At 69.8% G+C, this 18,595-nt stretch carries 15 protein-coding genes and 1 riboswitch; of the genes, 8 read left to right on the top strand and 7 right to left on the bottom strand.

The window, feature by feature from the left end; all coding sequences use genetic code 11:
* Positions 1–403 precede the first annotated feature (403 nt).
* Positions 404–763, bottom strand: coding sequence for a hypothetical protein (locus INP57_RS08480; protein ID WP_200069898.1), 360 nt, complete (start codon positions 761–763; stop codon positions 404–406).
* 120 nt (positions 764–883) lie between these two features.
* Between INP57_RS08480 and INP57_RS08475 the strand changes: the two genes are divergently transcribed.
* The 3 genes from INP57_RS08475 (at position 884) to INP57_RS08465 (ending at position 4,058) form a co-directional block, all read left to right on the top strand.
* Entirely contained in the window at positions 884–1,732 is an 849-nt protein-coding gene (locus tag INP57_RS08475) for a glycerophosphodiester phosphodiesterase family protein (protein ID WP_200069547.1), read from the top strand.
* Positions 1,733–1,844: 112 nt separating this feature from the next.
* Complete coding sequence (locus INP57_RS08470; protein WP_200069546.1) at positions 1,845–3,263, top strand: MFS transporter; 1,419 nt, start codon at positions 1,845–1,847, stop codon at positions 3,261–3,263.
* A gap of 450 nt (positions 3,264–3,713) precedes the next feature.
* Positions 3,714–4,058, top strand: a complete 345-nt coding sequence (locus INP57_RS08465) for an RNA polymerase-binding protein RbpA (RefSeq protein WP_200069545.1) — start codon at positions 3,714–3,716, stop codon at positions 4,056–4,058.
* 119 nt (positions 4,059–4,177) lie between these two features.
* On the opposite strand, the gene INP57_RS08460 is transcribed toward INP57_RS08465, so the two are convergent.
* From INP57_RS08460 to INP57_RS08450, 3 genes are all read right to left on the bottom strand, one after another.
* A complete protein-coding gene (locus INP57_RS08460; protein WP_200069544.1) occupies positions 4,178–4,966 on the bottom strand; it encodes a polyprenol monophosphomannose synthase in 789 nt (262 codons plus the stop codon).
* 60 nt (positions 4,967–5,026) lie between these two features.
* On the bottom strand, positions 5,027–6,772 hold the full coding sequence (lnt, locus tag INP57_RS08455) for an apolipoprotein N-acyltransferase (RefSeq protein WP_307849967.1): 1,746 nt from the start codon (positions 6,770–6,772) through the stop codon (positions 5,027–5,029).
* 128 nt (positions 6,773–6,900) lie between these two features.
* Positions 6,901–7,374 carry a hypothetical protein gene (locus tag INP57_RS08450; protein ID WP_200069543.1) on the bottom strand — a complete coding sequence of 158 codons (474 nt, stop codon included), beginning with the start codon at positions 7,372–7,374 and terminating at the stop codon, positions 6,901–6,903.
* A 199-nt stretch (positions 7,375–7,573) separates the two neighbouring features.
* On the opposite strand from INP57_RS08450, the gene INP57_RS08445 reads away from it, so the two are divergent.
* Positions 7,574–7,999 carry a MaoC family dehydratase gene (locus INP57_RS08445; protein WP_200069542.1) on the top strand — a complete coding sequence of 142 codons (426 nt, stop codon included), beginning with the start codon at positions 7,574–7,576 and terminating at the stop codon, positions 7,997–7,999.
* A 267-nt stretch (positions 8,000–8,266) separates the two neighbouring features.
* On the opposite strand, the gene INP57_RS08435 is transcribed toward INP57_RS08445, so the two are convergent.
* The 3 genes from INP57_RS08435 to INP57_RS08425 all read right to left on the bottom strand — a co-directional run bounded on the left by INP57_RS08435 (position 8,267) and on the right by INP57_RS08425 (position 11,888).
* Complete coding sequence (locus INP57_RS08435; protein ID WP_200069540.1) at positions 8,267–8,944, bottom strand: TetR/AcrR family transcriptional regulator; 678 nt, start codon at positions 8,942–8,944, stop codon at positions 8,267–8,269.
* Positions 8,945–8,946: 2 nt separating this feature from the next.
* A complete protein-coding gene (locus tag INP57_RS08430) occupies positions 8,947–9,135 on the bottom strand; it encodes a hypothetical protein (RefSeq protein ID WP_200069539.1) in 189 nt (62 codons plus the stop codon).
* 500 nt (positions 9,136–9,635) lie between these two features.
* The gene (locus INP57_RS08425; RefSeq protein WP_200069538.1) at positions 9,636–11,888 is read right to left on the bottom strand and encodes a terpene synthase family protein; all 2,253 of its coding nucleotides are present in this window, start codon (positions 11,886–11,888) and stop codon (positions 9,636–9,638) included.
* A 1,484-nt stretch (positions 11,889–13,372) separates the two neighbouring features.
* On the opposite strand from INP57_RS08425, the gene INP57_RS08420 reads away from it, so the two are divergent.
* The 4 genes from INP57_RS08420 to INP57_RS08405 all read left to right on the top strand — a co-directional run bounded on the left by INP57_RS08420 (position 13,373) and on the right by INP57_RS08405 (position 18,467).
* A complete protein-coding gene (locus tag INP57_RS08420) occupies positions 13,373–14,767 on the top strand; it encodes a class I SAM-dependent methyltransferase (RefSeq protein WP_200069537.1) in 1,395 nt (464 codons plus the stop codon).
* Between the two features lie 178 nt (positions 14,768–14,945).
* Positions 14,946–15,119: riboswitch (cobalamin riboswitch) on the top strand.
* Positions 15,120–15,274: 155 nt separating this feature from the next.
* Positions 15,275–16,117 (top strand): hypothetical protein, encoded by an 843-nt coding sequence (locus INP57_RS08415; RefSeq protein ID WP_233627182.1) that lies wholly within the window; start codon positions 15,275–15,277, stop codon positions 16,115–16,117.
* Positions 16,114–17,220, top strand: coding sequence for a PLP-dependent cysteine synthase family protein (locus tag INP57_RS08410; RefSeq protein ID WP_307849966.1), 1,107 nt, complete (start codon positions 16,114–16,116; stop codon positions 17,218–17,220). The genes INP57_RS08415 and INP57_RS08410 overlap by 4 nt, the downstream gene beginning before the upstream one ends.
* Entirely contained in the window at positions 17,217–18,467 is a 1,251-nt protein-coding gene (locus INP57_RS08405) for an MDR family MFS transporter (RefSeq protein ID WP_200069536.1), read from the top strand. Before INP57_RS08410 ends, INP57_RS08405 begins: the two co-directional genes overlap by 4 nt.
* Positions 18,468–18,595: the final 128 nt, after the last annotated feature.

The raw sequence follows: 18,595 nt of genomic DNA, 5'->3' as shown, positions 1-18,595 counted from the left end.
GGCCGACGGTTCGGTCAGTGCCTCCAGATTGGCCGCGACGATCATCCTCGCGCAAGGGCGAATACCGCAAAGAGTGGATCTTCGGATCGATGTGCACTCTGAGTGCTCATTCGTCCATGTCCGAGCAATTCGACAACCGGAAATGATGAGCGGTTCGTCGCACGTCCGTGGAGTCCGGATAATGCGTCGCGTTCGACGATTTCCGTCGCGAGCCAGCTTGATGCGCAATTCAACAACGAACCTTCCGGCGACGCATTTCGACCGTCACCGCGGATGTGGCGCCTTCGCCGGGTCGTCGCTGCGGCCACAGCGCGAGCAGGCACCGGCCGTGCGATCGAGCTGGTGCGCGAGATCGGCAGGCGAGCCGAGGGACACCGTGCTCGGTCCCGGATCCCGTTCCGCCTCAGCGAATCCGTTCGAGTTCGGTGGCCACCGCGACGACCTGCGCGGCCATCTTGCGAAGTTCCTCGGCGTCCGCGCCGTCCTCCGCGGCGGTGCCCACGTCCTCGGCGGCGCAGCGCAACTGGAACAACCGGTCCTGCAGATCCGCGACCTCACCCGCCGAGAGCACCACCGCATCCTCCGGCAGACCGGTGCGCTGCACCGCCCCCCGGCGTTCGTAGGCCCGCTGGCGGCACGACTGCGTGCAGTACAACCGGGGCCTGCCCTGCCGTCCGGCCGAAGCGATCCGGCGGCCGCACCACGCGCAGTGCCGGTCTTGGCGTCCGGACGGACGCCGGGCGGATGGATCCTTCGCGGGCAGGCTCTCCACGGCGCGTAACGGTAACCCCGCCGGATGGCGGTCGGTCCGATGCCACGCCGGTGCGGGTTCTCCGAGATCGACGTCGTCGGGCAGAGTGGGAGCGCTGCGATCGCCCGTCCCATGGTTCGTGAAAGGACTCGAGTCCCCGTGACCCACCCGTTCCTGCACGGTCCTTGGCCACGCGCTTTCGCGCACCGGGGCTGGCACCTCGGTGATCTGGACGGCATGGAGAACTCGCTGAGCGCGTTCCGCCGCGCCGTCGCCGAGGGCTACCGCTACATCGAAACGGACGTGCACGCCACCGCCGACGAGGTCGTGGTGATCTCGCACGACCCGAGCCTGGACCGCACCACCGACGGCCGCGGCACGATCCGCAGGTTGCCGTGGTCGGCGGTCGGCGCGGCCCGCGTGGGCGGTCGCGAGCCGGTGGCGCGGCTGGACGACGTGCTGGAAGAGTTGCCCGAGGCGCTGCTCAACGTCGACGTCAAGCACGACTCCGCGGTGCGTCCGGTGCTGGAGGTGCTGCGGCGGCACGACGCCTGGAACCGCGTGTGCCTGGCCGCGTTCGACGACCGCCGGTTGCGCGAGCTGCGGCGGCTCGGTGACGAGCGGCTGCTGACCTCGATGGGGCAGCGCACCGCCGCGACGTTGTGGAGCGCTTCGCGCTACGGCGGCTGGGGGCTGCGATCGAGGGTCGCCGGGTGGGCCGCGCAGGTGCCGCCGCGGCACGGCTCGCTGCGAGTGGTGGACCCGCGGTTCGTGCGGCTGGCGCACCGCTGGGGACTGGAGGTGCACGCTTGGACGGTCGACGAGCCCGCGCGGATGCGCGAACTGCTGGATCTCGGCGTCGACGGCCTGGTCACCGACCGGCCGGAGCTGCTGCGGGAGGTGCTGCGCGAACGCCTCGGCGCCGACTGGGACGCCAGCGCCTCGACCAGGCAGCCGCGCTCCGCTCCGGATCAGCCGTGACCTGCTGCGACGCCGTGCGCTGATCATGACCGGCGCACCGCGGGCCGAGCCTGATCGGCGGCCGATACAGTCCCCGTTACCCCCAAACGAGTGAGCACTTGGACGGAGAGGCATGAGCGTGCTGGGCGGTCTCGCGCCGGACACCGCGGGCCGGCGCCGCGAGCAGCGGGGATGGTGCTGGTACGACTGGGCCAACTCGGTGTTCCCGACGTCGGTGACCACGGTGTTCCTCTCGCTGTACCTGACGGGCGTGGCAACCGAGTCCGCTACCGCCGACCTCGCCCGCAACGGCCCCGGTGCGTGCCCCGGCGGCAACTCGCTGGTGCACTGCGACGTCTCGGTGCTGGGGCTGGTGTTCCCGGCAGGTTCGCTGTGGGGCTACCTGCTGTCGGCGGCCACCGTCGTGCAGGTCCTGGTGCTGCCGATCACCGGCGCCATCGCCGACCGCACCCGCGGCAAGCGCACCATGCTCGCCGGTTTCGCCTTCGGCGGGGCGTTGGCGACCTCCCTGCTCGGGCTGGTCGGCAGCTCGAACTGGCGGCTGGGCATCGTGCTGTTCATCGCCGCGAACATCTGCTTCGGCGCCTCGGTGGTCGTCTACTACTCGTTCCTGCCGCAGATCGCGAGCACCGAGGAGCGCGACCGGGTCTCCTCGCGCGGCTGGGCGTTCGGCTACCTCGGGGGTGGCTGCGCGCTCGCCCTGCACCTGCTGCTCTACCTCGGGCACGACGCGATCGGGCTCAGCGAGAGCGCGGCGGTTCGATGGATCTTCGTCTCCGCCGGTGTCTGGTGGGCGGTGTTCACCCTGCTGCCGCTGGCCGCGCTGCGCGGCCGGCCGGTGCACGGCAACGACGAGCCGACCGGCGATGAGCGCGGCGTCGCGGTGATCACCGCCGGGTTCCGGCAGCTGGCCGGGACGTTGCGCCAGGCGCGGGCGTTCCCGCTCACGCTGGCGTTCCTCGGCTCCTACATGATCTACACCGACGGCATCGCCACGGTCACCCAGGTCTCGGCCCAGTACGGTGATCTCGAGTTGCGGCTGCCGCAGGAGTCGCTGATCATCACTTTCCTGATCGTGCAGTTCATCGCGTTCATCGGCGGCGTCCTGCACGGCGTGCTGGCGAGTCGGATCGGGGCGAAGAAGACCATCCTGGTGAGCCTGGTGGTGTGGATCGTCGTGCTGGCCGCGGCCTACTTCGTGCAGTCCGGTCAGCAGTTCCAGTTCTACGGGCTGGCGGTCGGCATCGGTCTCGTGCTCGGCGGCACCAACGCGCTGTCGCGCTCGCTGTTCAGCCAGATGGTGCCGGAGGGCAAGGAGGCCGAGTATTTCTCCCTCTACGAGGTCGGTGAGCGGTCCACGTCCTGGCTCGGCCCGCTGGTCTTCGCCGGCGTCGGCCAGGCCACCGGCTCGTTCCGGCTGGCGATCGTCTCGTTGGTGGTGTTCTTCGCGGTCGGGCTCGTGCTGGTGTCGCTGGTGCCGGTGCGCCGGGCCATCGAGGCGGTCGGCAACACGGCTCCGGAACGGTTGTGAACCGCCCCTGAACTACTCGTCAGGTTCCGCCATGTCGGTGATGCGCTCGGTTATCGTCATCGGCAACATCGGAATATGCCAGTACGGAGTGTCGCGAGCTCACTGCCGAGGGGGTGGCTACATAACGTGATCGAGGTGGCGGGGCTCGTGTCGGAGCGGCACGTGATCTCGCCCCCAATCCCTGCTACAGAGTGCTGGTTAAGTTGCCCTAAGTGATAGCTGCTCTGGCACTATCACCCGTTCAGATCGACCTCTAGGTTGCGCGAGGGATAACACGTCGCGAACGCGGCCCGATGGATCTCTAGAGGGGACGATCTCGTTGACGAGTGAATAACGTCACCGACCGCGACATGGATCCCTGCGCCGGGAACAGGCAGCGGGACGTCCGTCGTTGCACTCGGTGAGCACAACCCGTCCGGACCTGCGCCGGGCCGAAGGAAAGGAACCGTCATGGCCGATCGCGTTCTGCGTGGCAGCCGGCTCGGAGCGGTCAGCTACGAGACCGACCGCAATCACGACCTCGCACCGCGCCGGACGGTGCGCTATGCCTGCTCCAAGGACCACGAGTTCGAGGTGCCGTTCTCCGACGACGCCGAGATCCCGCCGACTTGGGAGTGCCGCCTGCACGGCACCGAGTCGAAGATCATCGATGGTTCGGAGCCCGAGCAGAAGAAGGCCAAACCGCCGCGCACCCACTGGGACATGCTGCTGGAGCGCCGCAGCATTCCGGAACTGGAAGAACTGCTCAACGAGCGGCTGGAAGTGCTGCGGGGCCGGCGCAGCCACTCCGCCTGAGCAGCACTAGCTGCGCCCGCGATGCCGCGGGCGAGCACATCGAGCGCCTGGGTCAAGCCCCGTGCGGGGGTGCCCAGGCGTTTTCGTGTGCTGTGCGGTCCGCGCCGCGGTGGCACCGATCAGCGTTGCGGGTTGAACAGCTCGTAGAGCTGGGCGGCACGGCGGCGCACGCCCCAGCGGGTCACCCGGAGCAGGGCTTCGCGCACGATGTCGCCGCTCATCTTGGAGTCGCCGAATTCGCGGTCGCTGAAGGTGATCGGAACTTCCACGATGACGTACCCGGCTTCCACGGCGCGCAGCGTCAGGTCGACCTGGAAGCAATAGCCCTGCGAGGCGACGTCCTCCAGCGGAAGCGCGGCCAGCACGTCCCTGCGGTAGACGCGGAAGCCGGCGGTGCTGTCGTTGACCGGCACGCCCAGCGCGTGCTTCGAGTAGATGTTCGCGCCACGCGAGAGCCACTGGCGTTGCCAGGTCCAATTCAGCACGCGCCCCCCGGTGACGTAGCGGGAGCCGATCACCACGTCGGCGCCCGCCCCCTCCGCACCGAGCATCGCCAGCAGCCTGGGCAGGTCCTCCGGGGCGTGTGAGCCATCCGCGTCCATCTCCACCACGGCCGCGTAGTCGCGGTCCAGCGCCCAGTGGAAACCGGCGACGTAGGCGGCGCCGAGGCCGGACTTTCCCGCGCGGTGCAGCACGTGCACCCGCTCGTCGGAGGCCGAGAGTCGTTCGGCGAGGTCGCCGGTGCCGTCGGGGCTGCCGTCATCGACGACCAGTACGTGCGCCGTTGGCAGTGCCGCGTGCAGGCGCTGCACGATCGGCTCCAGGTTTTCCCGCTCGTTGTACGTGGGGACAACCACGAGGGTCGTGCCGGGCACTCCCTTCCCATCCGGGGCGTGCCGGTTCGTCATCCGCTCCTCCTCGAGGTCACGCGCGTCCCCCAGGGACCGCTCGCGTGACCGGTGTGCCAGTCAGTTCTCGTCGTCGCCGCGGCTGGGCCGCGCAATGTCGCCGCGGCCCGGCCGCGCAATGTCACTGCGGCTGGGCCGCGGATCGTCACTGTGGTCGGGCGGCGCATCGTCACTGCGGCCGGGCTGCGCCTCGTCGTCGCCGCTGGGGTGCGCATCGTCACCGCCGCCGGGCTGCGCGTTGGCGCTGCGGCGGCGACGCAGGCCGGTGGCTACCAGCGCACCCGCTCCGAGCAGGGACAGAACCCACCCGGGGGCGCCGCCGAGCGAGGTCGCCATGGTGCGCTCGGTGCGCAACGGCACCTCGCCGCTGACGTTCTGCGCGGTGAACTGGCCGGTCCGGTCGGCGATCACGCCGTCGGGCCGGATGATCGCGCTGACGCCGCTGGTCGCCGGAACCACTACGGCCCGCCCGGTCTCCACCGCGCGCAACCGGGACATGGCCAGGTGGTGCCAGCTCATCTCGGAATGCCCGTACCAGGCGTTGTTCGTCGGAACCGCCAGCAGCGTGGCGCCCTGCCGTGCCGCTCCGGTGAACACGTCGTCGTAGGCCACGTCGTAGCACAGCCCCACGCCGAGCCGGACCGGTCCGGAATCCAGCACGCCCGGCCCGGCACCGGGGACCATGTCCTGCTGGAAGCGATCCACGAACGGGCTGACCAGGCGGGCCACCGAGCGCATCGGGATGGTCTCGGCGAACGGGACGAGGTGCTGCTTGGCGTACTCCGCGCCCGCGCCGCTGCCCGGGTCGAACTGCACGATGCGGTTGCGGAACGAGCCGTCCCGATCCACCGCGAACCCGCCGGCGACGACGGGCACGCCCAGCTGGTCGGTGATCCGGCTCAGCTCGGGGTCGTAGCGGGTAGGTCCCCAGTTGCCGACCTGTTCCGGCAGCAGCACGAGATCGGGGCGGGCGACGCGCCCGGTCTGCACGTCGGCGATGAGCTGCCGGGCACCACGGATGTGGTTGTCGTGCAGCGTGTCGTCGGCGTAGAGCAGATCTAGGCCGATGTTCGGCGCGTTGCCCTGCACCAGCGCCACTCGCGCCGTCCCGGCCTGCGGCTGGGTGCCGACCGTCGGCCACAGCGACATGCCGGCGATCACCGGCACGAGCACGGCCGCCGCGGGGGCGATGAGCCGCTTGCGCGTGTCTCGTGCCCGCAGCACCAGCTCGGCCAGTCCGCAGCCGACGAGCGCGACCGCGAACGTCACCAGCGCCGCTCCGCCTACCGAGGCCAGTGGCAGAAGCCCACCGGTGGGCTGGGTGAACGCGAGCCGTCCCCACGGGAATCCACCGAACGGCAAGCTGCCGCGCAGGGACTCGGCCAGCACGAACACCGCCGCCATCCACACCGCCGAACCCGGCAGCCTGCTCACCAGCGCCATCCCGGCACCGGCTAGTCCGAAGAACGCGGCTTCCACCAGGACCACGCCCAGCCACGGCCACGGGCCGAACTGGGCACCGAGGAAGTCCTGGATCCAGCCCAGCAGCGGCAGCATGTAGGCGGCGCCGAACAGCACCCCGTGGCCGAACCCGGCGCGGCCGCGGCGACCGTGCACCGTCCCGGCGAACAGCGCGAACGCCAGCGGGGCCAGCCACCAGAGGTCTCGCGGCGGGTTCGCGGCGTAGAGGGCGATGCCGGAAGCGACCGAAACCCCCGTCCGCACCCAGCCTGCGGCGCCCGGAATGCGGAGTCGGCGGGAGTGCCCCTCGTCGCGGGTCTGCGAGGTCACCGTGGGGGCACTCACCCGATCAACTCTCTCGGTGCTGCGGCCGGCGGAACCGGTGGTCGGACTGTCGCGATGCGCGGCGCCGCCGGGCGCCCGCACCTGTCAAATGTACGCCGCGGCACGCTCCGCCCCGGTCGGCCGGTCACTCACCCACCTGCCGGTTCGCCGGTGAAGCGCTTGAGCACGGTCGTCGCGCGGGCGCGTCCCGGCCAGAGCACGACGCGGTAGGCGTCCTCGTCGAACGCTGCGAACCCTTCGCTGTAGACGCGGACGCGGTAGGTACCGGCGGGCAGGTCGAACCGCGCCGCACCGCACTGGCTCTCCGAACCGCCGAGCACCAGGATCCGCCCGCTGTCGACGTCCACGCTGGTTTCCGCGACGTGATCCCAGCCGTCGAGGTCGTCGGCGGGGGCGTGCGCGCTGATCTCCACCACGACCGGCACCCGCCGGCGGCGCGCGGTCCCCACGCTGACCACCCCGTCGCGGCTGGAGATCCGGTCCCGTTGCAGGTCGTTCGCGGTGTCGTCGATACCCGCCAAGTCATAGCCCGCGTGCGAGTCGCGTACCTCGAAGCTGTTGTGACCGGCGAAAAGCGCGATCCGACGCAGATTCCCGTTCAAGTCCACTTCCGGTCCCCCAGTTTCGATCTCGGCGGTGTCGATCGTGCCCCCGGCGCAGTTCTAGCAGCCATGATCGGCACCGGTGCGGGATTACACCGGGTCGCGCGACGTGCTCGCCCGAACATGACCCGTATGCGCCACCGCAAGGACTACCGGGCAGGGTTCCGGGGTGAACGAGTGACGATCGGGAGGAACGGCGATGGGTTCAAGCTGGCCGCAGGGGGCGCCCGAGGTGGGCGCCAGCGCAGAGCTCTCGCGGGAGGTCACCGACCGCGATATCGAACGGTTCACCGAAATCAGCGGGGATCGCAATCCGCTGCACTACGACGAGCAGGCCGCGGCGGCCACCAGGTTCGGCGGCATCGTGGTGCAGGGCGGGGTGACCAGCGCGATCCTCAACGCGGTCGTGGCCGAAGAACTGCCCGGCCCCGGATCGGTGTTCCTGAACACCCGCTTCGACTTCCAGGCACCGGTGCGTCCCGGAGACCGGATCACCGGCCGGGTCGAGATCACCGAAGTCCGCGAGGACAAGCCGATCACGCACCTGGACGTGTCGGTCACCCGCGACGACGGAACGGTGGCACTGAGCGGCACCGCCGTCTGCTACACGATGCCGATGTCCTGAGCTCGGCTGCACGCTGATGCTTTCAGCCGGGTCGGGTCAGCGGGCTGCGGGCCGCTGCCGTGCGTGCGGTGAGCGCACCGGCCGCCCGTTAACCGTGCGCCTCGATGGCGCCGCAGGGCGGACGTCGGCCGCTTCGCGCACGATTCGTGCTGTTCTTCGACGGGCTCGGGGCGAGCAGCGTGACGTCGTCTCGCTGATCGAACACCTCGGGCGCGAGCAGCACGCATTGTCCGGATCCGCAGCACTTGCGCTCGTCTGCGGTGACTTTCACGCGTGCTCTCCGTCGCCGGCCCGGGAACGGGGTGCGCTGACCGGAGCCAGCCACAATCCGGTGATCGCATCGATCAGCCCGGTCGCCGCCTCGTACCAGGTGGCGCGGGGAGTGGTGGTGCCCTCGTCGAGCGCGCGCTCGCGTTCGGCAGGGATGTGCACCATCAGCTGCCGGACCATGTCGAACCGCTCCGCTCGCACGTCCGCGGGCATGTCGGGCAGGCAGCGGTTCAGCCCCGCGAGGGCCCGGTGTAGCGACGGTGCGCCGAGCGACTCCTCGACCATGATCGAACGGAAGCCCGGATCGGTCATCACCTGCGCGCAGAACCGGGAGTACCAGGCGGGCACGTCCAGGTCGGCGAGGTGTTCGGTGGTCGGGCGGACCATGCAGGCCACCCAGTCCCGGACTTCGGTGGACTCGCCCACCGACTCGACCAGGCCCAGCCGCCGCTGTTCGATGTCGTCGTTGTGCCTGCGCACGATCGCGCGCACCAGGTCCGTCTTGGTGCCGAAGTGGTAGCCCACCGCGGCGTTGTTGCCCTGCCCGGCCGCCTCGCTGACCTGGCGATTGGAAACCGCGAACAGGCCGTGTTCGGCGAACAGCCGCTCGGCCGCGGACAGGATCCGCTCCCTGGTCGCGTCGGCGCGTTCGGCACGGGCGGTCTTGCGGGTCATGGTCACCACCGAATCGGTACTTCCTGCGATCCGCCGCCGGCAGGTCGATCGTGGCCCGCCGCCGGCAACTCCAACGATGGCAGCCGCCGCGGCGGCGCCTTGCGCGCCATCTGCGGCTCGACCACCGCTCGGTCCGGGCAGGAGTGCGCGGCGGTCGCGAACTTCGGCGCGCCTTCGGCATCCGAGCTCACGACGACTCCTCCGGAGACGACTGGGGTGACCAGTTAACTCGTACCGATGTCGATAAGTCAAACGACTGATTTAATGCAATTCGGGCGTCGCCGCCAGGGCCGTGAGCGAGCGTTTCCCGCACGCGCGCGTACGGACGCACGCGTACGGACACAGTCTCCCGATGAGGCTGGTGAGCGGGCGCGAAAGGACGCCGCAGCAATCGGCACGTCGTGGTGCTGGGAGAGCGCACTGTCTTGATGACGTCTTCGTGCTCCCGGGCCCGGTCGCGACGGGTGCGCGCCGATCGCCGCACGACCGGGCCCGGTTCAACGTCCGCAGTCGGGTTCGGCAAGGACCGCCGAGATCACTTCGCAGAGCGGGTCGGGAAAATCGCGAAGATCAACGGCCGATGCCGGTACTTCTGATCAACCTCCGATGGCTGGTCGATGTGTCCGGTCCGATGAGAGAGCGGGAAGTCCGGTCGCGACGCTGTGGTTCGACAACGACGCGGAGCGGCTCGTCAGCCCGCAGCGGTGCCGAGTTCGGCGGCGATTCGCGCTGCCGAGGTGCCCAGTCCGGTGGGCCCGCCGAGCACCGTGGCTGCGACGACCGGTGCCGCTGCCGGCTGGTGCCGCAAAGCTGATTCCACATACCGGTGACACCCGGCGTGCCATACGAGGATCCCGGACATCCAGTTCTGCAGCTCCTCGACGTAGCCCAGCAGGGCATCCCGCGCGTCCTGGTCGAGTTCGTGCTGCTCGAACAACGTCGGCAATTCCTCGGCCACCACGTGCTGGAACTGGCTCATCCGGGCGTTCATCAAATCCACGACGACGCCTACCGCACGCTCCCGATCGCAGTCCAGGAAGTTCTGCACCACCAGAATCCCGTTGTGCAGTTCGCCTTCGAACTCGATCTCCTTCTGGAAGGAGAACACGTCGTTGAGCAGGCAGGCGTAGTCGGCGGCCGAGTTCTCGATGGCCTGGATCGTGCGTGTCCGGTAGATCTCCGGTGGCACGGCCCACCCGTGCGAAATCCGGCAGAGGCTCATCGTGAGGTCCGAGCCGAAGGTCCGGCGGCGCATCTCGACGTAGTCGACCGGGTCCGGAATTCGGTTCTGCAGCTGGTTGCCGAGTTCCCAGAGCCAGCTGTCGATCATCACCTCGATGGCCCGGCGGAACGTGCGGCGGGCCGCCAGATCCATCTCGGCCGTGGTGCGCACCCACAGATCGCTCAGGGCTCGTTCCAGAGCATTGGCGGGCAGCGGGGGAGGGGTGTCGTCCACCGGCATGAACGACCGCAACCGCTCGGTGCAGGCTTTCGCGCCTGCGAAGTCGCCAGTGCGCCCGAAGATCACCGGGTAGTAGTCGTCGCCGTAGGTGCCCCAGCTCAGCCAGTCGGTGCTGAGGTCCAGTTCCTCGGCCGCGCCGTCCGGGTGGATGCCGGAGGCGCACAACGACAGATCGAAGTCGCGGATCATGCGCTCGTCCCACACCACCCCGTCCAACATGCCCATGCGGTGCGCCCACTCGACGGTGTGCTCGCGGGAGTGCTCCCGGTTGGGATTCGAGCGCGCGGTGAACGGCATGTGCATGTTCTGCGGTGGTGTCGGGCCGACTCGCTCGTAGGGCACGTGCTGGAAGCTGCGCGCCCGCTGCGGCGCCGTCTGCGCCAGGGACACCGCGATCCGTGCCGCCGAGGTTCCCAGTCCGGTCGGCCCGCCCAGGACCTGCCCGTCAGCCGTGGGGTCGGTACCAGGCACCGGGTCCTCGCGGGTGTCCTCGTTCATGTAGCGGCTGGAGCGCATGTGCCACTCGTGTCCGCCGGATTGCCAGTCCTGCAGCCCTTTGACGTAGGCGAACACCCCGGCGCGGGAGCCCGGATCGACGGCGTGCTCCTCGAACAGCGCGGGCACCTCGGTGAACGCGGTGTGCTCGAACTGGTGCAGCCGGGACGTGAGCAGGTCGTTGACCGCGTCCGCGGCCTGCTGCGTCGAGCAGTCCAGGAATCGCTCGAAGACCAGCACGCCGTTGGACAGCTCGCCTTCGTCGAGCACTTCCCGCTCGTAGGAGAACAGGTCGTTGCGCAGGTGCACCGCGTCGGCGAAGGTGTCGCGCAGGACCTCCATCGGCCGGGTCGCGGCGATCTCGGCAGGCACCTCCGCGTTCACCGCGTGCTCGACCAGGTTCGCCGACCACGGGGCGCCGCCGACCTTGCGCCGCATTTCGACGTATTCGATCGGGTTGGACAGCCGGTCCCGGCTGATGTTGGCCAGTTCCCACAGCGACTCGTCGAGCAGGTTGCGGGTGCTCTCGGCGAACCGGCGCCGCCAGTCCGCGGAGCGGGCCGGGACGGTGCGGCTCCACAGGTCCGCGAGGCCGAGTTCCACGGGGTTGCGCGGTTCTTCGGTGATCGCGCCGTCCACCGGCATGAACAGGGCAAGCCGATCGAGGTGCTCGCGGGCCGCCGCGATGTCCGGGGTCCGCTTGTACAGCTCCAGGAAGTGGTCGTCGAAGTAGAAGACCCACACGTACCAGTCGGTGACCAGGTCGAGCGCTTCGCCGTCGGCGTCCGGGTGGGTGTAGGCGCACAGCAGCGCGTAGTCGTGCGAGTCGAAGTCCTGCTCGTCCCAGATCGGGACGCCCTGCTGCGGGACGTCGATCATGTCCATCTCGTATGCCCAGGTCTTGCTGTGCCGCCGGGCGCGCTGCAGGTGCGGGTTCAGCCTCGCCGGATGAGCCATGTAGAACTCGGGCAGCTGGAACGGTTGCACGTGCGCACCTGTCCTTCCTCCGCCGCACCGGGCGGTTTCGACCTGCCGGTCGGTTCGGTTCGGGTTCGGCCCAGGCGAGGGGTCCGTTCGACGGTGTCCCGGCTGGGTCGTAGGTCGGCGTGGGTGGTCGTGCCCCTGCGGGGCGCAGCTTGGAGATGATCTCGCGTCAGGCAGGCAACCAGAACTCGATCGGGTGGCCAAGAGGTCCGCGGGAGGTGCACTCGAACGGGAGGTCCGCGGTCGCTCGCATGGAGCAGCGGCCGCTGTCGCAGCGTGTTCCGTGCGGTGGTCGACCGCTGCGGCTACAGGGCTGAATGGGTGTGCTCCTCCCGGTGGCCCTGGGCTGCTCCGGATGGCAGGGATCGACAGCCGCATCGCTGCGCCTGTTCCTCGGAGGTCCGGCGGCCGTCTTGCGCCGGCTCGAAGCTCCTGGCGGTACCGGCGACGTGCCGGGGCTTCCCCCAACGTGATCGAGCGGAAGCTGCAGTCGGCTCCGGATCGTCGGCGAAGGCGAGCCCAGGCGGTCGGGATCGTGCCGATCCCGGAAAGTCCGGGCCGGTGCGTGCGGCTGGTTCGGGGCGTGCGCATGTCCGCTTCTCCCGTCGACGTCCTCTGTCCACGATGGACAATGAATCCGGTGCCGCATCGGCGGAGACGTCGCGCGGACGATCGGCCGGTGGTGGCCCGGAAGGAGGTCGCGGCAGGCGGTGCGTGCTGGAGCGAAGGCCCTGTCGCCCGGATGTTCCTCAACTCTTGTGTGCACCACGCACATCGCGGAATCTCGTTGCGCCGCAACGGATTGTCCGGGGGTGAACTCCACGAACAGCCGAAGAGGCGGATGTTCCCGAAGGATGCGATGCCGTGGTGATCGCTCGAGATCCATGTTGGCAGCGTCGTGGGTGGATGGGCAAGCAAGATCGTGGAGAGCACTCCAACGAGGGATGCTCGATTCCTGAGCCCAATTCGTCGATCCGCAAACCATGACCGTCCGTGATCTCGCTGCCGCGACGGATCGCTCAAGGCGGGCAGGGAGAATTACGCGTTCGGATGTCGCCGCGGCCGGGCTCGCTGATCCATGATGGAGCGTGGGCAGACCGCCGCGGGACTGCCTCGTTCCCCCGGAGCCGGCCGCGTCGGCCCGCCGGAACACCACTGGCCCGGCCGCGGTGCTCGCGTAAGGCATCCGCAGCACCGGACGTACCGGGCCGGTGGGCCGGGACCGTGCGATTCGTCGACGACCGGACCTCGGAGTGCTCGCCGTCGCGCACCATCCCTGTCCGGATCCCTTGCACGGCAACGGAAATCCTCATCGACCGACCTGGGCGACGACGCCCGGCGGTTCGCCCTCCGCGGACGGTGCGGTACCGGCGCGTCCGGCGCAGTGCGTCCAGCAGCGCAGCTGAGAGCACCGAATCGCACCGCGCCGCAACGAAATCCACGCGATGCCAAGGCGGCACCGGCGACAGCAGGAAGGAGTCGAGGCGATGCGCACGGGCGAGCAACGGGACGAGGCACTGCTACCGATGCAACGAGGCGGCCGCCGGCTTTGCGGCTTGCGCGCCGCGCTGACCGACGACGACCCGACGCGGGCCGATCCCGCGTTCGCCCGGCTCGTCCGGGAACTGTTCGACCCTGCCTCGGCAGGGCCGGTGGACGTGGTCGGGCTGACCGGAGTGATCAATGGACGGCCGCATCCCAACCGCGCGCGGGTGGCCTTGCTGCTCGGGTTGCTCGCCGGCGAGGACCGCGCCCGCCCGCACTTCGCCGAGCAGGTGCGCGATGCCGTCCGCGGGGATTTGGAAGCGCACCTTTCGGTGCTGTTGTCGGCCGAAACCGACCCGGCCCTGCGCGCCGCACTGCTTCATCTGCTCGCGCACCTTCCGGAGGAACGAAGCCGCATCCTGCCCGCCGTCTGCCGGTGCGCGGACGAGGAGGACATCAGCCGGGTGCGCCGGTGCCTGACCGCGCCGAGACCGGGCGAGCCGGGCTCGGTGGCCGGGCTGGGCCGCGCGTGGCCGTCGCCGGTGCACTGGCGTCCCGCTCCCGAGCGGCCTCCGGAACGTCCGCGCGGACCCGCGGAGCTGACCGAACTGTGGCGATCGGAAACTATGGCGCTGCTCGCGTACTTGGGGGCGCGGGCCGAACACGAGATCCACCACGCGGTGGGATGGCCGGACCTCGCCGGTTTTTCGGTGCCGCTGCCCGAGACCGACGTCCGTTGCGCTTACCGCGAGTTGCTGGAGCACGACCCGATAGTGGCCGAGCACTACGAGGACGTCGTCCGACCCGCGGTGCGGAACCTGCTGGGCGGCAACTGGGAAGACTTGGTGACCACTCGGGACGAAGACGCTTACCTGCGGCGCAACCTGCGGGCCGCGCCCGGTCCGGTGCTCGATCTGGCGTGCGGCACCGGCCGCTGGACGCGGGTGCTGGCCGAGCAGTTCGGCCCGGACCGGGTGGTCGGACTGGACCTGTCCCGGGTCGCGCTCGATGCGGCCGGATCGGCGGTACCGGGCGCGCGGTTCACCGAGGGAGACGCCAGGGCGCTGCCGTTCCCGGACGGCTACCTGGGCGCGGTGAACTGCTCGGACGCGCTGCACCTGCTGCCGGACGTCGAGCAGGTCGTCGCCGAGGTCGCACGCTGCCTGCACCCGGCGGGGACGTTCACGGTGAGCAGTTTCCGATGGGCGCAGCGTCCGTTCCAGCGGTGGTTGCAACGGCGGCACGAGCAGGTTTTCGGGATCCGCTCGTTCGATCCCGCACGGCTTTCCGCGGTGCTGACCGCGGCCGGGCTGGACATCGTGGATTCCAGCGGTCCCGGCTCGTTCCTGTTCCTGACCGCCCGCAGGAGGCGCGATCCGAACAGACCGTTGCGCTGATCCCGGTGGCGCGCAGCCGTGGCGGTTCCGCCGCCGCGGTGCTCGTCACCTCGCAGGCACATCCGCAACGCGCTGGTCAGCGCGTTCTGCACGCGTCGTTGAAAATCGCTGCCGGAAAGTCCGGTGCGTGATCGTGCGCACCACGGGCCTTGACAGCGCACCCGTGTGCTGCGAACTTCTCAGGCGTTCAGACGACGGTGCGTAGGAAGCCGGTGCGAGTCCGGCGCGGTCCCGCCACTGTGAGTGGGGAGCCGGTCTCCACCGACGCCACCGCCGGAATTCCGGTGGGAAGGCCGGAGACGCGGCGCTGATCCACGAGCCAGGACACTGGCGCCGTCGTGCGAGATTCGCTCGGGGTCGCGGAGCCCCGGAGGAGGTTTTCAGGTGCTCCTGCTCGGTGCAGCGTGCCGGTTCAGCGCTTTTCCCACCGATCACCGCGTGCGGTCTCGCGAATTCAGCTCGTCCTGAGCTGATCCGGCCATTTCCTTTTGCAGCCCGGGGAGACACGTGCCTGCTGCCGTCACGCCGAACACCTCATTCCTGGACGCAGTGGTCCAGCGCGCCCTCGACGGCGAGTTCGCCGTCGCCGCCGGAACGGACCCGTCCGAGGCGCACGCCGCCGTCGGGTTCCTGACCGTGCAGGCGGCCAAGCACACCGGCCGCAGCACGGGCTACGTCAACACCGTGGTCAGCGTCCGGGTGGGCGCCGCGGTGGGATCTTGCGCCGTCGAGCCGGGAGCGGTCGATGAGAAGGTCGTCCAGGACGCCGTGGGGCGCAGCGTCCGCGAATTGCTGGCGCACCCGGAACCTGCCGTCCGCGTGGCCGCGCTGGACGCTTACTTGGCATTCGCCGCGCCGCACGCGACGGATCCGCGTGCGCGTCAAGTCGTGGTTCCCGCTGGGAGTTCGCTGGAGAAGTCGATGGCGCGCGCTCGCGCCGTCGCCGCGCTGACCCGCGTTCCGGACGGTGGCCGGGTCGCGGTCATCGGCGTGGTGAATTCGTTGCTCTCGGCGTTGCGGGAACGCGGTATCGACTACGTGCCCTGCGATCTCAAAGGCGGCCGGACCGAATGGGGCGAACCGGTCGTGGACGACTACGCGCGGGCGGTGGCGGACGCCGATGCCGTGGTCGCATCCGGAATGGTGCTGGGCAATGGGACTTTCGACGACATAGCCGATCGCTGCCTGCACCGGAACCTGCCGCTGACGATGTTCGCGCAGACCGGAGCGGCCGTGCTGCGCGAACTGCTCGGCGCTCCGGTGCAGGCGTTGTCGGCGGAGCCGTATCCGTTCTTCTGGCTCACCGGTGATTCCAGCACGCTCTACAGCTACGAGGTGGGGCGGACGTGACCGTGACGGGAGCTCCGGTGGCCCCGAGGTGCGAGTCCGCGATCGATCTCATCGGCAACACGCCGATGCTTCGGGTGCGCACACCGATTTCGTTCGCACACCCGGGTTTTTGGGCGAAGCTGGAGGGAACGGCGCCCGGCGGCATGAAGGCCAGGGCGGCGCGCTCGATGCTTGCGGGTGCACGCAGCCGCGGCGAGCTGGCGCCTGGCGGCACCGTGGTCGAGTCCACGAGCGGCACGCTCGGCATCGGGCTGGCTTGCGTCGGCTCGGCCATGGGGCACCCGGTCGTGATCGTGGCCGACGACGAACTCGACGACATGACTCGCGCGTTGCTGCGCGCCCACGGCGTCCGGTTGGAGCTGGTGCGCGAGCCACATCCGCGCGGCGGCTGGCAGCGCGCCCGGCTGGACCGGGTGCGGGAGCTGATGCGCACGTTGCCTGATCCGTACTGGCCGGACCAGTACAACAACCCGGACAACGTCACCGGCTACCACGAGCTCGGCCATGAGCTGCTGGATCAGCTCGGTGACGTGGACGCGGTGGTGTGCAGCGTCGGCACCGGCGGGCACAGCGCCGGAATCGCGCAGGTGCTGCGCACGCACCGACCGGACGCACGGGTCGTCGGGGTGGATGCGGCCGGTTCCACGGTCTTCGGCGACCCCGCCGCGAAACGGCTGATGCGCGGGCTGGGCAGCAGCATCCACCCGGACAACGTCGACTACGGCGTGTTCGACGAGGTGCATTGGGTGGGCGCCGCGGAGGCGGTGCACGGCTGCCGCACGCTGGCCGCGGACGCGTTCGTGACCGGTGGCTGGAGCACCGGCGCGGTCGCGCTGGTGGCGTCCTGGTGCGCGCGGGAGCTGGATTCCGACCGGGTCGCGGCGGTGTTCCCGGATGGTCCGCACCGCTACTGGCACACGATTTACGACGATGATTTCCGCGCCGAGCACGGGTTGACCGGCTCGGCGGTGGCACCGCAGGACGTGGACTCGTCCGATGTGGACGGTCCGGTTGGATGGAGGAGGTCGCACCGAGTGGTGGATCCGTGTACCCGGCGAGCGGCACGGTCGGAGTGCCCGGTCTGCGGGCAGGAGCGGTCATGAACAGGGCCGCGTTCGCCAGGCTGTCCCCGGCGGCGAAGCTGCTGGTGATCAACCAGTTCGGCATCAACGTCGGCTTCTACATGCTGATGCCGTTCCTGGCCTCGTACATGAGCGACCGGCTCGGTTACGGCGCCGCGGTGGTCGGGCTGGTGCTCGGCGTCCGCAACCTCAGCCAGCAGGGCATGTTCCTGCTCGGCGGCACGGCGGCGGACCGGCTGGGCTGCCGTCCGATGATCATCGCGGGTTGTGCGCTGCGGATCGTCTCGTTCGGCCTGTTCGCGGTGTTCACCTCGCTGCCCGGGTTGTTCGCGGCGGCGATCCTGACCGGGCTGGCCGGTGCGCTGTTCAACCCGGCGGTGCGCACCTACCTGATGCACGAGTCGGGGGAGCGCCGCGCCGAGGTCTTCGCCGTGTTCAACGTGTTCCAGCACGCGGGCACGCTGGTCGGGCCGCTGCTGGGCGCGTTGTTGCTGACGGTGGACTTCCGGCTGATCGCGCTCGTGGCGTGCGTGGCGTTCGCGGTGCTGACCGCGGCGCAGCTGTTCGTGCTGCCGCACCGGGAGGTCGAGAAGCAGCAGCAGAGCGTGCTCGGCAGCTGGCGCGAGGTCGTGCTCAACCGCCGGTTCGTGGCGTTCACGCTGTCGCTGTCGGCGTACTTCGCGCTCTACAACCAGCTGTACCTGACCTTGCCGCTGGAGGCGCAGCGCGTTTCCGGGTTCTCGCAGTCGGTCGCGGTGGTGTTCGGGATCTCCACGCTGATCGGCGTGTTCGGGCAGGTGCGGATCACCGAGTGGTGCCGCGGGCGGTGGAGTTCGGGCCGCTCGATCGTCATCGGTTTGTGCTGCATGGGCGGCTCTTTCGTGCCGGTTTCGCTGGCTGCGCCGATGCTGCCGGAGCACGCCGGGCCGGTGGTGGCGTTCGTGCCGGTCGTGGTGGCCACCGTGTTGTTCACGGTCGGTCAGGCGATGACGAACCCGTTCGCGATGGAACTGCTGCCGCAGTTGGGCAGCGAGCGGCTGACCGGTACCTACTACGGCTTCTACTACCTGGTCTCCAGCTTGGCCGCGGCCGGCGTGAGCTGGATGGCCGGAGCGCTGCTCGACGAGTTCGCCGCACCGGCGGGACGGTGGGTGCCGTGGCTGGCGTTGCTGCTGGTCGGTTTGGCGGGCGCCGCAGGCACCGCCGTGATGGAGCGTCGTGGGTCGCTCGCACCGGCTCGGAGCGAGGAACAGCCCGCTACGACCTGAGTCCCCTGACGACCTGAGCACTGCGCTGCTCGGCGGACGTGCGCGGCCGATGATCGGCCGAACCGGTTCGCGTCCGCCGGGCAGCGGGTGTATGCCCGGAACGGAACCCAATATCAGGGAGGCCGGGC

Source organism: Saccharopolyspora galaxeae (assembly GCF_016526145.1).
GTDB classification, from domain to species: Bacteria; Actinomycetota; Actinomycetes; order Mycobacteriales; family Pseudonocardiaceae; genus Saccharopolyspora_C; species Saccharopolyspora_C galaxeae.
This window is presented reverse-complemented; position numbering and strand designations above follow the sequence as displayed.

Coding starts and splice junctions, on each gene's coding strand:
- INP57_RS08475 (WP_200069547.1), top strand. CDS start 884: ATGGTTCGTGAAAGGACTCGAGTCCCCGTGACCCACCCGTTCCTGCAC.
- INP57_RS08470 (WP_200069546.1), top strand. CDS start 1,845: ATGAGCGTGCTGGGCGGTCTCGCGCCGGACACCGCGGGCCGGCGCCGC.
- INP57_RS08465 (WP_200069545.1), top strand. CDS start 3,714: ATGGCCGATCGCGTTCTGCGTGGCAGCCGGCTCGGAGCGGTCAGCTAC.
- INP57_RS08460 (WP_200069544.1), bottom strand. CDS start 4,966: ATGACGAACCGGCACGCCCCGGATGGGAAGGGAGTGCCCGGCACGACC.
- INP57_RS08445 (WP_200069542.1), top strand. CDS start 7,574: ATGGGTTCAAGCTGGCCGCAGGGGGCGCCCGAGGTGGGCGCCAGCGCA.
- INP57_RS08435 (WP_200069540.1), bottom strand. CDS start 8,944: ATGACCCGCAAGACCGCCCGTGCCGAACGCGCCGACGCGACCAGGGAG.
- INP57_RS08420 (WP_200069537.1), top strand. CDS start 13,373: ATGCGCACGGGCGAGCAACGGGACGAGGCACTGCTACCGATGCAACGA.
- INP57_RS08405 (WP_200069536.1), top strand. CDS start 17,217: ATGAACAGGGCCGCGTTCGCCAGGCTGTCCCCGGCGGCGAAGCTGCTG.